At 32.1% G+C, this 15,122-nt stretch carries 13 protein-coding genes and 1 riboswitch; all 13 genes read left to right on the top strand.

Going from position 1 to position 15,122, the window contains the following annotated elements:
• Positions 1 to 161 precede the first annotated feature (161 nt).
• The gene (locus QZ286_RS03555) at positions 162 to 920 is read left to right on the top strand and encodes an IclR family transcriptional regulator (RefSeq protein WP_291255606.1); all 759 of its coding nucleotides are present in this window, start codon (positions 162 to 164) and stop codon (positions 918 to 920) included.
• A gap of 286 nt (positions 921 to 1,206) precedes the next feature.
• A riboswitch (Lysine riboswitch) is annotated at positions 1,207 to 1,378 on the top strand.
• Positions 1,379 to 1,449: 71 nt separating this feature from the next.
• Positions 1,450 to 2,046: a nucleoside recognition domain-containing protein gene (locus QZ286_RS03550; RefSeq protein ID WP_291255605.1), complete on the top strand. Its 597-nt coding sequence runs from the start codon at positions 1,450 to 1,452 to the stop codon at positions 2,044 to 2,046.
• 49 nt (positions 2,047 to 2,095) lie between these two features.
• Positions 2,096 to 2,635 carry a spore maturation protein gene (locus QZ286_RS03545; protein ID WP_291255604.1) on the top strand — a complete coding sequence of 180 codons (540 nt, stop codon included), beginning with the start codon at positions 2,096 to 2,098 and terminating at the stop codon, positions 2,633 to 2,635.
• Positions 2,636 to 2,656: 21 nt separating this feature from the next.
• On the top strand, positions 2,657 to 4,309 hold the full coding sequence (gene dacB / locus QZ286_RS03540) for a D-alanyl-D-alanine carboxypeptidase/D-alanyl-D-alanine-endopeptidase (protein ID WP_291255603.1): 1,653 nt from the start codon (positions 2,657 to 2,659) through the stop codon (positions 4,307 to 4,309).
• Positions 4,310 to 4,318: 9 nt separating this feature from the next.
• A complete protein-coding gene (locus tag QZ286_RS03535; RefSeq protein ID WP_291255602.1) occupies positions 4,319 to 5,242 on the top strand; it encodes an LD-carboxypeptidase in 924 nt (307 codons plus the stop codon).
• Positions 5,243 to 5,486: 244 nt separating this feature from the next.
• Positions 5,487 to 7,055, top strand: coding sequence for a ClC family H(+)/Cl(-) exchange transporter (locus QZ286_RS03530; protein ID WP_291255601.1), 1,569 nt, complete (start codon positions 5,487 to 5,489; stop codon positions 7,053 to 7,055).
• A 160-nt stretch (positions 7,056 to 7,215) separates the two neighbouring features.
• Positions 7,216 to 7,650, top strand: a complete 435-nt coding sequence (locus QZ286_RS03525) for a MarR family transcriptional regulator (protein ID WP_291255600.1) — start codon at positions 7,216 to 7,218, stop codon at positions 7,648 to 7,650.
• A 25-nt stretch (positions 7,651 to 7,675) separates the two neighbouring features.
• Positions 7,676 to 9,070 carry an MATE family efflux transporter gene (locus tag QZ286_RS03520; RefSeq protein WP_291255599.1) on the top strand — a complete coding sequence of 465 codons (1,395 nt, stop codon included), beginning with the start codon at positions 7,676 to 7,678 and terminating at the stop codon, positions 9,068 to 9,070.
• 39 nt (positions 9,071 to 9,109) lie between these two features.
• Entirely contained in the window at positions 9,110 to 10,327 is a 1,218-nt protein-coding gene (pepT, locus tag QZ286_RS03515) for a peptidase T (RefSeq protein WP_291255598.1), read from the top strand.
• 143 nt (positions 10,328 to 10,470) lie between these two features.
• Positions 10,471 to 11,820, top strand: a complete 1,350-nt coding sequence (locus QZ286_RS03510) for a TrkH family potassium uptake protein (RefSeq protein ID WP_291255597.1) — start codon at positions 10,471 to 10,473, stop codon at positions 11,818 to 11,820.
• A gap of 18 nt (positions 11,821 to 11,838) precedes the next feature.
• Positions 11,839 to 12,495: a TrkA family potassium uptake protein gene (locus QZ286_RS03505; protein ID WP_291255596.1), complete on the top strand. Its 657-nt coding sequence runs from the start codon at positions 11,839 to 11,841 to the stop codon at positions 12,493 to 12,495.
• Positions 12,496 to 12,522: 27 nt separating this feature from the next.
• Positions 12,523 to 14,406 carry a tRNA uridine-5-carboxymethylaminomethyl(34) synthesis enzyme MnmG gene (gene mnmG, locus QZ286_RS03500; RefSeq protein ID WP_291255595.1) on the top strand — a complete coding sequence of 628 codons (1,884 nt, stop codon included), beginning with the start codon at positions 12,523 to 12,525 and terminating at the stop codon, positions 14,404 to 14,406.
• Between the two features lies 1 nt (position 14,407).
• A complete protein-coding gene (rsmG, locus tag QZ286_RS03495; protein WP_291255594.1) occupies positions 14,408 to 15,109 on the top strand; it encodes a 16S rRNA (guanine(527)-N(7))-methyltransferase RsmG in 702 nt (233 codons plus the stop codon).
• Positions 15,110 to 15,122 lie beyond the last annotated feature (13 nt).

The following is a 15,122-nucleotide window of genomic DNA, read 5'->3' as shown; positions in this document are numbered from 1 at the left end:
ACAATATAGCAGGAGGGAACTACTTTTGATACAGGGTAGTTTTTTCCTGTTTTTTGGAAAATTGAAGATTTTTGAAATAAAATTATTAAAATAAATCTGAAAATATGTTATTATAAGATAGAAGGTAATAAAAGAAAGAGTTTATATCAGGAGGAAGTAAGTTGAGTGAAAAATCAAAGGTTCCAGCTATAGATAAAGCAGATAAGATATTTAACTATTTATACTATAAATACTCTGCAACTCAAAGTTCCATAGCAAAAGATTTGGGACTTTCTAAAGCTACAGTGAATAGATTGTTAGAAGTATTGACAAATTTGAAATATTTAAATTTTGAGGATAAAGAGTATACATTGGGAGAAAAATTTTACTTTTTTTCAAATAGAAATGAGAAATATACTCTCTTGAAGAATGTAACCTATCCATATTTAGAAGCACTTTCATTGAAGTTTAAAGAGACATTTAAGTTAAGCGTGTTGGATAATGATAAGATAAGAACCATTTCAACTGTTGAGAGTAGTGATATAATAAAGGTTTCAGTTTCAGAGAATGCAATATTTCCACTTCATGCAGGGGCAGCTAGTAAATTACTTATTTGCCAGTTAAGTGAAAATAGATTGAATAAACTTTTACCTAAGATACTCCCTAAGTATACAGAGAACACAATTATAGATAGAGAGATTTTAAAAAAAGCATTATTAAAAATCAATTTACAAAAAATCTCTTATGACAATATGGAACATTCCAATAATATAAAAGCAGTTGCTCTTCCAATATTAGACAATAGAAATAGAATTGTAGCAGCTATAAGTTGTCCATGTTTTCCAGATAATTTGACAGAGGAGAAGTTAAAATTAATAGTTGAAGAGATAAAAATAGCGTGTGAAGAGATAGGTAAAAAATTAGATTATTTTATAAAATAGATACGTAAAACACTTCTAGATAGTAGGGGTGTTTTTTATTTATAATATCAAATAATTATAAAGTCCAAAAAACGATAAAGAAGCCCCTTCGGCCTCAGGACTTCTTTATACGTAGAAATTAAAATGTAATTTAAGGAAATGTCTTATGACAATATTATTATAGCATATATTTTGTTATTGTCAATAAATATTTTGTAAATCTAAATAAAATTTTTTTTTAATATCTCTATATATAAAATATATTGTACAAAAAACGGTAATTATAGTATACTTACAATATAAATTGAATAAAGATAGAGAGCAGAGGACAAGAGTAGGAGTATATAGCTTGGCAGGCGTTATGATACTTTGAAAGGGGAATTTGCTGAAGTAAAAAAGAGGGCTGAACTTTTTTATTGGCACTATAAACAATATTTATAGTGTTTGTCATTAGTTTCTAATGAAGTACTATCTAGAGGGATACTTAGTAGATTATCACAGTTCAGCTGTGATTTTTTTATTTTAAATTAAATTTTAGAGGAGGATTTTTATGATTAATGCAATATGGTGTGGTTTAATAGTGATTGGAATTTTAGTTGGGATATTTACTGGGAATGTACAGGCAGTAACAGATTCAGCTATCTCTAGTGCTAGTACAGCAGTGACACTATCTATGGAGATGATAGGGGTTATGGCTCTATGGCTGGGACTTATGAAGGTAGCAGAGGAAGCTGGAATGGTAAAAGCTTTAGGTAAGGCAATGAAGCCTTTAATGGTAAAATTATTTCCAGAAGTACCAGCAGATCATCCTGCAATGGGAAGTATAGTTGCAAATATGGCAGCAAACTTTTTTGGATTGGGAAATGCAGCTACTCCATTAGGAATAAAGGCAATGCAAGAGTTACAACTATTAAATGATAATAAAGATGAGGCGACAAACTCAATGGTTATGTTTTTAGCAATAAATACATCTTCAGTGACACTGATCTCATCAAGTACTATAGCTTATAGAGTGGCAGCAGGATCTGCAAATGCTACTGAAATAATAGCTCCAACAATAATAGCGACTATTGTTTCAACTATAGTAGCAGTAGTGTCTTGTAAGTTTTTAGAGAAATTACCAGCATATAGAAGAGAAAAAATATAAAAGAGATTGAAATAATATTAAAATTTTAGTAGAATTTAGGAGGAGAAATATGTTTGTAAGAATAATGGAGAGTATATCACTTTATGCAATTCCTTTAATTATATTAATAATAGTGGGATATGCTTACTTTGTAAAAAAAGTAAAGGTTTATGAAGTATTTTGTGAAGGAGCTAAGGAAGGTTTTAATACAGCTATAAGAATAATACCTTTTTTAGTTGCTATGTTAGTTGCTATAGGAATATTTAGAGCTTCTGGATGTATAGATATAATGTTGAAAGTATTAGATCCAGTATTCTCAATAATAGGTATGCCTGGAGAGGTATTACCAATGGCAATTTTAAGACCTCTATCTGGAGGAGGAGCTACAGGAGTTATGAATGATCTGATGATAACTTATGGACCAGATTCATTAATAGGTAGAATAGCTTCAACTATGATGGGATCAACTGAAACAACTTTTTATGTTCTTGCAGTATATTTTGGAGCAGTAAGCATAAGAAAAACAAGACATGCAGTATTAGCAGGACTATTAGCAGACCTAGCAGGATTATTAACAGCAGTATGGATTTGTAGAATTATGTTTGCATAAAAATATAATTTGGAGAAGAAAATGGTAAAATTAAAATGTTTTGTACTAGCTTTAGTTTTATTGACAGGTTGTAGTAATACACATATACCAGTTGATATTCTAAAAAATGAAGATGTAGCAGTAGAGGAAATCTCAACAGAAAATGAAGTGAAAGCACCGGGGCAGATATTAAATGAGCTGGAGAGTGAGTTTTACAAGGAAGATGAGGGTTCTGAAGAGGTAAAGAGTGAGTTAGTTGAACAGGAGAAAGTTGAACCAGTAGAAACGGTTGTTGAAGAGGTAAAAAATGAAGTAGTAGAGGTAAAGCCGGAGAAAAAACAGGAGGTTCAAGAGAAAAAAATCACTCAAACAAGGGAGCAAAGAGCAGTAGAAAGATTTGTTAACCTAGAGATGTTACAGTATAGCAATATAGGAATTAGTATTGTTGATTTACAGAAGGGAAAACAGGTAGCTTCATATAATGAGAAGAGAGCTGTAACTCCAGCATCAATAATGAAAGTGATAACATCATCTACAGCTATTCAGAAGTTAGGAGCAGATACAAAACTAGAAACAAAGCTACTATATGATGGAAAAATAGACCCTAAAGGGATATTGATAGGAGATATATATATAATAGGTGGCGGAGACCCAACTCTTGGATCTGATGGTGTAAAGATAGATAGAATGGCTTTTTTAAATGATTGGATAGCCAAGATAAAATCAGCAGGTATAAAGGGAGTAAAAGGGGATATAATTGTAATAGATAATCTTTTTGGATATGTTGGAGTTGAAGAAAAATGGTTGTTAGAGGATTTTGGAACTAGCTATGGACAGGGAGTTTATGGAATAAGTGTCTTTGACAACCTATATACTTTAACTTTAAATTCTGGAGAGAAAAGTGTTGAAATTTTAGAGGTAAAACCTAAGATTCCTGGATTGAAATTTGAAAATAGATTGAAGATATCACCAAAAGGACGTAGAAATTTTTCTGTTAGAGGTTTACCACTTGAGAACAAGAGAGTTTTGACTGGAGAGGTACCTAAGAACTCAAAGATAGTAGTACAGAGTGATATTCCTAATCCAGGATTATTTTTAGGTGAGTATTTAAAAAGTAATTTAAACTCAGCAAACATAAAGGTCAATGGAAAGGTAAAAACAGCTAGAGATACATCTAAAAGAGCTAAAAATCCGAAGATATTAGCTGTGACAAAATCTGCACCAATAAAAGAGATGGTAAGAACTCTATTAAAAAGAAGTGATAACCACTATACAGAACATCTATTCCAACTGTTAAAACTTCAAGATATTAATATAGAGGAGTTTTGGAAAGAGAAGGGTATAGATACAAAGGTATTGAACATGGACGATGGAAGTGGATTATCAAGAGGTGATTATGTATCAGCAGAGTTATTGACAGGTATAGTAACATATATGTATCAAAACTATCCTGCTTATATTAAATTACTTCCTAGAGGTGGTTATGAAGGTACAGTTCACGACTTTTTAGATCCTAAAAAGTTTGATGGAGAAGTGAGAATAAAAAGTGGTAGTATGGGTGGAATACAATCATATACTGGATATATAAAAAAAGATGGTAGAGAGTATGCCTTTACTATCATAGTAAATCATTGGAATGGAAGGAGAAGAAAGTTGAAAAATGAGATGGAAAAATTACTGATAGATCTATTTTAGAGGTGATATATGTTAGGGAAAAAATTAAAAAAAGGTGATACTATTGGAATTGTAGCACCAGCAAGTAATACCTCTTTTGAGAGAGTTTTAGAGGCTAAGAAGAACATAGAGGCTATGGGGTATAAAGTAATTTTAGGAGAGTGTACTAAAAAAGAGTGGTACTCTTATGCTGGGACTGATGTAGAGAGAGCTCAAGAGATAAATGAATTTTTTGCAAATAAAGAGGTATCAGCAATAATGTGTATGCGTGGTGGTTATGGTTGCAATAGAATAGTAGAGTACTTAGATTTGGATGTAATCAGAGAAAATCCTAAAATATTTATAGGATATAGTGATATAACTACATTACACATAGCACTAAATGAGAGAGCTCAGCTTGTGACATTTCATGGACCTATGGCTGTGAGCAATTTTTCAGGAAGCTATAACGAGGAGAGTTATAAAAACTTTGTGGAGGTGCTTTCAAGCTCTTCAAAAGAGATAGAGATAAAAAACTTTTCAAAAGAGATTGGAGTGATATCTCACGGAAGAGCTAGAGGTGTACTCGTAGGTGGGAATTTAGCAACTCTTATAGCCACTCTAGGAACAGAGTATGACTTAGATTATAGAGATAAGATACTGTTTTTAGAGGAGATAGGTGAGAAAACTTACAAGGTTGATAGATTTTTAAATCAATTAAAAAAACATGGAGTTTTGGATAAAGTTCAAGGTGTTGTATTGGGTGACTTTAAAAATTGTGAGCCTGATTCTGAAAAGGATATGCCACTATTAAAGGTTTTTGAAGATTATTTTAAAAATTTAGGAAAGCCAGTACTGTATAATTTGGAGAGTGGGCACAGTGAGCCTATGTTGACACTACCATTGGGAGCTCTTTGTGAAATTGATAGTGAAAATAAAAGTATAAAAATAATTGAAAAGGTTGTATTAGATTAGATTCAGTAATTATGAACAATAAAAGAGAATAAAATATAGTAAAAATAAAACTTAAATTATAAAACTATGAACAAAATTAATTTTTTTTTGATAGATAGAAAAGGAAAACTAAAGTTGGTATAATGCATATAGTAATATTTCTATATGCCTGCCAATAATATATAGAAATAAAAAAAATAGTTGAATAACAACAGAAAAAATATTAAAATAGAAGAGTTAGATAATAAAAAGCTGGAGGTTGCTAATGAAAACGGAAACAGCAGCAGATAATCTAAAGCTCTTACAAAAAGGGAGCGGAAAGTTGTATTTGCTATGTGTAGTGGTGGGAGCCTTGACAGGATTTACAGTATCTCTTTATAGATTGGCTTTAAACTTTTTTAACCATTTTAGAACTGAGGTAATAGGTAACTCTTTGGAAGGAAAACCATATTTTGTATTTGTTATTTGGTTATTTTTTGTTTTGATCGGATTATTTGTAGATTACATATCTAGAAAATATCCCAAAATATCCGGAAGTGGTATTCCACAAGTAAAAGGAATACTATTAAGACAATTAGATTATTGTAAATGGCTACAGGAGCTAATTGCAAAATTTATAGCTGGTCTTATGAGTATAGGTGCTGGACTTTCTCTAGGGAGAGAGGGACCATCAGTACAGTTAGGGTCATATATAGGTTTTGGAATGACAAAGATTTTTGATCGTGATACTATCGAGAAAAAATATCTTGTAACTAGTGGAGCTAGTGCGGGATTATCTGGTGCTTTTGGAGCTCCATTATCAGGAGTTATATTTGCGTTGGAGGAGTTGCATAAATTCATCTCTGCAAAGTTACTAATCTGTACATTTTTAGCTAGTATAGCCTCTGATTTTGTTGGAAGAAGAATATTTGGAATGAATCCTTCATTTGATTTGATTGCTTTATATCCAAAAAATATGAATCCATACTATCAGTTTATACTTTATATCTTACTTGGAGTTATTATTGCGTTTTTTGGTAAACTGTTTACAGTAACTCTAATAAAGGTACAGGACAGATTTAAAAGCATAAAATTACCTAGATGGGTAAAGATTTCATTTGTTATGTCTACATCTTTTCTATTCTGTTATTTTTTACCAGAGGTAACAGGTGGAGGACATGAACTAGTGGAAGAGATGGCTGGTGGAAATAGAACAATACAGTTATTGATGATAATATTCATAGTAAAACTATTTTTTACAGCACTATGCTATGCAACAGGGTTTGCAGGAGGAATTTTCTTACCTATGCTAGTTTTAGGAGCTATTATTGGTAAGATATATGGACTTACACTTATAAAGTATTTTGATATAGGAATAGGAGCTGTTCCACACTTTATGGTTTTAGGAATGGCTGGATACTTTGTGGCTGTAGTAAGAGCACCAATCACAGGGGCAGTATTGATACTAGAGATGACAGGAAATTTAGATCATCTATTAGCATTGGTAACAGTTTCTGTAATAGCTTACTATGTAACAGAGCTTTTAGGATTGGAACCTGTCTATGAGATATTATTTGAGCGTATGCCAAAAGATACACCTAAAGAGGAAGAGATCTGTAAGAGTAAAACAATCATAACAGTACCAGTAGCAGCAGAGTCAGAACTGGATGGAAAAAAGATATGTGAAGTAGCTTGGGAACGTGATATTTTAGTTGTGGCAATCACAAGAAGTGAACACGAGATTATTCCTAAGGGGGATACTGTTATTGAGAGTGGAGATCAATTGACACTTTTACTTCCAGAGAGTAAGGTTTTTAAGATGAAGGAGCTTTTATACAAGCAGGGTAGTCATTAATAGATAAAAAAGAAAGAATATAAGTGGAAGAGAGATATGTAAGTATCTCTCTCTTTTTAATTTTTGATTAATATAGTTGAGAGTAGTTCCAAATTTTTTAGCAAAAATAGTTTGATATAAAACTAATTTTATGATAAACTATCATGGAAAGGAGAGAGCGATGGAAAATTTTGAGATAAGAAATACACTTTTTAGTTATATAAGTAGGGTACAACATCGAGGTGCTATCTATATTGAGGAGTTATTGAGAGAAAAGGGGATAGATAATTTAGTGTATTCCCATATTAGAATCATTATAATATTAAGTGTTTATAAAAAGTTATCAATGAAGGAGATAAGCAATCTAATAAGTAAGGATAAATCAACAGTGACCTCTCTTGTAAATAAGCTAGAGAGAATGGGTTATGTAAAAAAAACTGCTTCTACAGAGGATAAAAGAGTTATATATCTCACTTTGGAAGAAAAAGCTGATGAGATTATAGAAACAGTATTTCAAGTTACAAAAGTTTTTCATAAGAGAGTGGAAAAGATATTAACAAAAGAGGAGATAAACCAACTTTTTTGTTTGATGGAAAAATTAGTTGAAAATTTTTAAAGTATTTTAAGGAGAGGATTTTATAATGGAGAAAAAACATCAATTGATGGGAACGGAAAAGATTACAAAGTTGCTGATACAGTTTTCTTTACCAGCTATAATAGGTATGCTAGTAAATGCTCTGTACAACATTGTAGATAGAATATATATAGGAAATATAGCAAAAGTAGGACACCTAGCTATAGCAGGTGTTGGAATAAGTTTTCCAGTAGTGATTTTTGTATTTGGTTTTTCTATACTGATTGGTTTGGGGTCGGCTACAAACTCATCATTAAACTTGGGAAAAAAGAGAAAAGAGGAAGCTGAAAGATATTTGGGAACTGCAGTGTTTTTTGGTTTTATAATCTCTGTAATATTGATGGTGTTTATTTTATGGAGATTGGATTGGCTGATAGAAAAGTTAGGTGGAAGTGAAAATACAACTATCTATGCCAAAGAGTATCTGAAAATTTTAGCTTTTGGATTTCCTGCAGCAGTGGTTGGATATGTTGCTAACGCTTCTATACGTTCAGATGGAAATCCTAAAATGGCAATGGCAACACTACTTATTGGAGCAATTACTAATATAGTATTGGATCCAATATTCATATTTTATCTGAATATGGGAGTGAGAGGTGCTGCTTGGGCAACAATAATCTCTCAATATGTATCAGGTATATGGGCATTATATTATTTCACTTCAAAATTTAGTGGAATGAAATTACATATGAAAAATTTTAGATTGGATGTAGTTAAAATAAAGAACATTCTATCTTTAGGAAGTGCTCCTTTTGCTATACAGATGGGAGCTAGTATAGTAAACTACATATATAACAGTACATTGAAAGATTATGGTGGAGATAGTGCTATTGGAGCAATGGCAATAGTTCAAGCTGTAATAACATTTATGCTAATGCCTATTTTTGGAATAAATCAAGGATTACAACCTATATTAGGATATAACTATGGAGCAAGATACTATCCCAGAGTAAAAGAGGCTTTTTTCAAGGCTATCTTTGCAGCTACAGTTCTATGTGTTATAGATTTTTTAGCTATTCAGTTTTTATCAAAATACTTTATAAATATTTTTACTCAAGAGAAAGAGTTAGTAAGAATAGCCTCAGTTGGGTTAAAAATACAGACTTTTATGTTACCATTAATAGGATTCCAGATAATCTCATCAATCTATTTCCAAGCTATAGGAAAACCTAAGATGAGTTTTTTCATGAGTTTAACTAGACAGATAATTGTGTTGGTTCCTAGTATATTTATAATGTCTAAATTGTTTGGTGTTGCTGGAATATGGTATGCAGCTCCTGTTTCTGATTTTATTGCTGCAGTATTGACTTTTATATTTATAAGATTGGAGTTAAAGCATCTTAAAGAGTTGGAGGAAAAGGTAAGAGGAGATAGAGAAAATATAGTTGAAAAAAACTCTTAAAAGTTTTACAATATATTAAACTAAATAGGGGGGATACTGATGATAACAAGATTTTTAAAGTATGTAAAGACAGCAACAGATTCAAATCCAGAGAGTGAACAATGTCCAAGTAGTGAGATCCAATGGGATTTAGCTAAGATAATAGTTGAAGATCTAAAGGAGTTGGGACTAGAGGAGATATCATTAGATGACAATTGCTATATTATGGCAAAGTTACCAGCTAACTGTGATGATAAGATTCCAACAATAGGATTTATAGCACATATGGATACAGCACCTAGTTATAATGGAAAGGGTGTAAATCCAAGAATAGTAGAGGGGTATAACGGTGGAGATATAGTATTAAATGAAGCTGAAAACATAGTACTATCACCAAAAGATTTTCAACATTTAAATGATTATATAGGACAAGATCTTATTGTAACTGATGGAAAAAGCTTGTTAGGAGCAGATGATAAAGCTGGAATAGTTGAGATAATAGAAGCTATAAAATATTTAAAAGCTCATCCAGAGATCAAACATGGAGATATTAAGATAGGATTTACACCAGATGAGGAGATAGGAAGAGGAGCAGATCTATTTGATGTTAAAAAATTTGGTTGTGAGTTTGCATATACAGTAGATGGAGGGGAGATAGGGGAGTTAGAGTATGAAAACTTTAATGCTGCCTCTGCTGTGATTAAGATTAAAGGTAGAGATATCCACCCAGGAAGTGCTAAAAACAGTATGATTAACTCTATAATAATAGCTATGGAGTTAAACTCAATGTTACCAAGTGACCAAAGACCAGAGCATACAGAAAACTATGAGGGATTCTTCTTGCTAGATGAATTTACAGGAACAGTTGAGGATACAACAATGACATATATTATAAGAGATCACTCAATGGCTAAATTCAATGAGAAGAAGGAGCTTATAAGAAATGCTGTAGTATATCTTCAAGCTAAATATAAGGATGCAGTAATTGAGATAGAGGTAAAAGATAGTTATTACAATATGAGAGAGAAGATAGAACCTGTGATGCATATTATTGAACTTGCAAAAAAATCAATGGAAGAGTTGGAGATAGCTCCTAAGATAAGACCAATAAGAGGTGGAACAGATGGGGCAAGATTATCATTTGAAGGGTTACCATGTCCAAATCTATTTACAGGTGGTCATAACTTCCATGGAAAATTTGAGTATATTCCAATACAATCAATGGAAAAAGCTAGAGATCTAATAGTAAAAATTATAGAAAATACAGCAAAATTATAAAAAGATAAGAGTTGTTATAGTGAGAGCTATAGCGACTCTTATTATTTTTTACAAGAGAATTCATAGTTGTAAAATACTAAAGAATCCTGTATAATATGAAGATAGAGAAAAATTAAAATTGAGTTAAATCAGAAAGGAATAAGATGAATATACAGGAAACAAAGGAGTATTTAAAAAAACTTTCTCCTTCAAGAAAGTTGATACTTGGTTTTTTATTGGCAATATTGATAGGAACCATTCTATTGATGATGCCTTTTTCATTGAATGAAGGTGAGAGCCTGAGTTTTATATCATCACTATTTACAATTGTTTCAGCTATATGTGTAACAGGGCTTACAGTAGTTGATACAGCTACAGTATTCTCTCCAATAGGGACTACTATTATCATATTCTTTATACAACTGGGTGGATTGGGAGTTATGACTTTTTCCTCTATACTATTTTTAGCTACTGGAAAGAAGATGACATTTCATGAGAGAGAGTTGTTAAAAGAGGAGAGAAATGCTGATAACAGTGGAGAGATAGCAGATTTTATAAAGAAATTATTATTTATAGTTTTTACAATAGAGAGTATTGGAGCTATAATATTGACAATGGAATTTATGGATCAGATGAGTTTTTGGAAGGCGTTGTATTTTGGGGTTTTCCATTCGATTTCAGCCTTTTGTAATGCTGGATTTGCCCTATTTTCCAATAACTTAGAGGGATTTAAATCCAATGTTACTGTAAACTTAACTATAGGATATTTGATTACACTGGGAGGAATTGGATTTGCAGTAATCACCTCATTTGTTGCAGTAATTAGAAATGGAATAGATAGATTTAATCTGACTTCAAAAATGGCTATATTGATATCAATAATGCTAACTTTTGGTGGAATGATACTATTTTTACTGTTAGAATATTCCAATCCAGATACCTTAGGGGATCTGAATTTTATACAAAAAATATTAGCTTCATACTTCCAAAGTGTAACTTTGAGAACAGCAGGATTTAATACAATTCCACTTGGAAATTTAAGAGATGCAACTATTTTTATAAGTTGTATTCTAATGTTTATAGGAGCTTCACCAGGATCAACAGGTGGAGGTATAAAGACTACAACTTTTGGAATAATTATGTTCTATGTCATTGGTATAGTAAAGAAAAAAGAGAATATAGAGGTATTTAATAGAAGAATAGATTGGGAGATTTTAAATAGAGCCTTAGCAATACTTGTAATAGGAATTACATATGTGGCATTTATTATCACTTGTATCTTGGTTGTGGAGAGTTTTCCAATGGAACAAGTTGTATTTGAGGTAATTTCAGCTTTTGGAACAGTTGGATTAACTTTAGGAATTACACCACATTTGAGTGTTTTTTCAAAAATTTTAATAATTATCACAATGTTTGTAGGAAGATTGGGACCACTTACTTTTGCTTTGGCAATAGGTGAGAGTAAAAATAAAGCTATATCAAAATACCCGAAAGAGAATATATTAGTAGGATAAAATTAAGGAGCGAAAATAATGAAACAATATTTAGTAATAGGATTAGGAAGGTTTGGAACGAGTGTAGCTCAGACGTTATATGAGTCAAATGAAGAGGTACTTGCTATTGATACAGATGAGGAGATAGTACAGGATTGCATAAGTGAAAACACAGTGGACAATGCTATAATGCTTGATGCAACAGATGTGAAGAGCTTAAAAGAGATAGGTGCTGGAAATTATGATATAGCATTTGTATGTGTAGGAGAGATTGAACCGAGTATAATGATAACTCTAAATTTAAAAGAGTTAGGGGTAAAGAAGATAATAGCTAAGGCTGTTACTAAAAGTCATGGAAAAGTACTAGCTAAGATAGGAGCTACTAAGGTGATATATCCAGAGGAGTATATGGGAAGAAGGGTTGCACAACTTGCAATGGAACCAAATTTAGTTGAGCACTTGAGATTTTCAGCAGACTTTTTACTATTAGAGGTAAAAGCACCGTCTGTTTTTTGGGGTAAGAGTATAATTGAATTGGATATTAGAAAGAAATACAATTCCAATGTAGTGGGAATAAAGAAAGAGGATCAGAGTTTTAATCCAAACCCTTTAGCAACAACTATGATTGAAAAGGGAGATGTATTACTTATGATAACTGATGATAAAACAGCAGACTTTTTTGAGAATTTGAAATAAATTTAGAATAGATTTTAGGAGGATAAAATGCATAATTTTGATGTCATTGTAGTAGGAGCAGGACATGCAGGTTGTGAAGCTGCTCTAAGTGCAGCAAGAATGGGTGCAAATACTGCAATCTTTACAATAACTTTGGACAATATAGGAGTGATGTCATGTAACCCATCAATAGGTGGACCAGCAAAATCTCACTTAGTTAAGGAGATAGATGCTCTAGGTGGAGAGATGGGAAGAAATATAGATAAAACTTTTGTACAGATCAGAGTTTTGAATACTAAAAAAGGACCAGCAGTAAGAGCTTTAAGAGCACAAGCTGACAAGGTTAAGTATGCAAAAGAGATGAAGAAAACAATAGAAAACTGTCCTAACCTAAATGCTATACAGGGAATGGTAACAGATATAGTAATTGAAGATGGGAAGGCAGTAGGAGTTAAGATTAGAGAGGGTGTTGAGTATAGAGCTAAGATGGTAATACTAGCCACTGGAACTTTTATGAGAGGACTTATTCACGTGGGAGAGAACCATTTTAGTGGTGGAAGAATGGGAGAGCTATCTTCTGATGATCTACCACTATCTTTAGAAAGAGCTGGAATAAAACTAGGAAGATTCAAGACTGGAACACCTTCAAGAATAGATGCTAGAAGTATAGATTTTTCAAAAGTAGAGGAGCAACCTGGGGATACAGAACTATTAAAATTCTCTAGTAGAACAAAAGATGAAGAGGTATTGGGAAGAGAACAGATCTCTTGTTACATAGCTCATACAAATGAAAAAGTTCATGAAATAATTAAGAGTAACAAGGATAGATCACCGTTATTTAATGGAACAATTCAAGGAACAGGACCTAGATACTGCCCATCAATAGAGGATAAAGTTTTTAGATATCAGGATAAAGATCAACACCATCTTTTCTTAGAGAGAGAGGGAAATGAGACAACTGAGATCTATTTAGGAGGTTTATCATCTTCATTACCAACAGATGTACAAGAGGGAATGATAAAAAATGTTGCTGGTCTAGAAAATGCACATGTAATGAGATATGCTTATGCAATAGAGTATGATTATATTCCACCACAAGAGATAAAATACTCATTGGAGAGTAGAACAGTTGAGAATCTATTTTTAGCTGGACAGATAAATGGAACTTCTGGATATGAAGAGGCAGGAGCTCAAGGGCTTATGGCTGGAATTAACGCTGTTAGAAAAATTCAAAATAAAGAGGCAGTAGTATTGGATAGAGCAGATTCCTATATTGGAACTCTAATTGATGACTTGGTAACTAAGGGAACAAATGAGCCGTATAGAATGTTCACAGCAAGAAGTGAGTATAGATTACTATTGAGAGAGGACAATGCTGATTTAAGACTTTCAAAGATAGGATATGAGATTGGACTACTACCTGAAGAGGAATATAGAAGAGTTGAAAAGAAAGAAAAAGATGTGGAAGAGATAAAAGAGAAGTTAGCAACAAACTATGTTGGACCAAGTAATCCTAGAGTAAATGAGGTACTTGAAAAGAGAGGGGAGACTCTATTAAAAGATGGAATCACTTATTTCGAACTTTTAAGAAGACCAACTGTAACATTTGAAGATGTAAAATATATTGCAGAATTGGGAAATTTAGAGTTAGGTGATTATTGCAGAGATACAGAGTATCAAGTTGAAGTTCAAGTTAAATATTCTGGATATATAGAGAGATCTATGAAGATGATAGAAAAACATAAAAGCTTAGAAAATAAAAAAATACCAGCAGACTTAGATTATGATAGTCTAACAAATATTCCAAAAGAAGCAAAAGATAAATTGAAAAAGGCGAAACCATTAAATATAGGACAAGCCTCAAGAATTTCAGGGGTATCACCTGCAGATATACAAGTGTTGTTGATATATTTAAAAGCGAGAGGTAATTAAGATGAGAGAGTTCTTAGTAAATGGATTGAAAGAGATTGGAGTAGAGTATACTGAAAAGAAGGTTGATAATCTTCTAAAGTACCTAACTCTTTTACAAGAGTATAACTCACACACTAATTTAACAGCTGTAAGAGATGAAAAATCTATGATAGAGAAGCATTTTCTAGATTCTTTATTGTTACAAAATCTGTTAGATGACAGTATGAAAACTGCTATTGATGTGGGAACAGGAGCTGGATTTCCAGGAATGGTACTAGCTATTTTTAATGAGAATATAAAATTTACATTGATGGATTCTATTGGAAAGAAGACAAAATTTTTACAATTAGTAAAAGATGAGTTAAATCTTGAAAATGTTGAGGTAGTTACATCAAGAGCTGAAGATTATATAAGTGATGAAAAAAGAGAAAGCTATGATTTAGGACTTTGTAGGGGGGTATCAAAGTTAAGTACAATATTAGAATACATAATCCCTTTCTTGAAGAAAGATGGAGTCTTCCTTTCTCAAAAAATGGAGGGAACAGGAGAGGAAACTGAAGCACAAAATGCTTTAGAAATTTTAAACTCTGAAATTATAGAGATATTTAATTTTGAACTTCCATTCTGTAAAGATCCAAGAGTAGTTATAAAGATTGAAAAAAGAGAAAAAACAGATAAAAAATATCCAAGAAGGTCAGGTATACCTTTAAAAAGACCTTTATAGGAGAAAGGAAGAG

The sequence above is a fragment of the Fusobacterium sp. genome (assembly GCF_019012925.1).
GTDB lineage: Bacteria > Fusobacteriota > Fusobacteriia > Fusobacteriales > Fusobacteriaceae > Fusobacterium_A.
This window is presented reverse-complemented; position numbering and strand designations above follow the sequence as displayed.

Excerpts from the sequence above, each read along its gene's own strand:
- QZ286_RS03525 (WP_291255600.1), top strand. The coding sequence starts at position 7,216 with ATGGAAAATTTTGAGATAAGAAATACACTTTTTAGTTATATAAGTAGG.
- QZ286_RS03510 (WP_291255597.1), top strand. The coding sequence starts at position 10,471 with ATGAATATACAGGAAACAAAGGAGTATTTAAAAAAACTTTCTCCTTCA.
- QZ286_RS03535 (WP_291255602.1), top strand. The coding sequence starts at position 4,319 with ATGTTAGGGAAAAAATTAAAAAAAGGTGATACTATTGGAATTGTAGCA.
- QZ286_RS03550 (WP_291255605.1), top strand. The coding sequence starts at position 1,450 with ATGATTAATGCAATATGGTGTGGTTTAATAGTGATTGGAATTTTAGTT.
- QZ286_RS03530 (WP_291255601.1), top strand. The coding sequence starts at position 5,487 with ATGAAAACGGAAACAGCAGCAGATAATCTAAAGCTCTTACAAAAAGGG.
- pepT (WP_291255598.1), top strand. The coding sequence starts at position 9,110 with ATGATAACAAGATTTTTAAAGTATGTAAAGACAGCAACAGATTCAAAT.
- rsmG (WP_291255594.1), top strand. The coding sequence starts at position 14,408 with ATGAGAGAGTTCTTAGTAAATGGATTGAAAGAGATTGGAGTAGAGTAT.
- QZ286_RS03520 (WP_291255599.1), top strand. The coding sequence starts at position 7,676 with ATGGAGAAAAAACATCAATTGATGGGAACGGAAAAGATTACAAAGTTG.
- mnmG (WP_291255595.1), top strand. The coding sequence starts at position 12,523 with ATGCATAATTTTGATGTCATTGTAGTAGGAGCAGGACATGCAGGTTGT.
- QZ286_RS03545 (WP_291255604.1), top strand. The coding sequence starts at position 2,096 with ATGTTTGTAAGAATAATGGAGAGTATATCACTTTATGCAATTCCTTTA.
- dacB (WP_291255603.1), top strand. The coding sequence starts at position 2,657 with ATGGTAAAATTAAAATGTTTTGTACTAGCTTTAGTTTTATTGACAGGT.
- QZ286_RS03505 (WP_291255596.1), top strand. The coding sequence starts at position 11,839 with ATGAAACAATATTTAGTAATAGGATTAGGAAGGTTTGGAACGAGTGTA.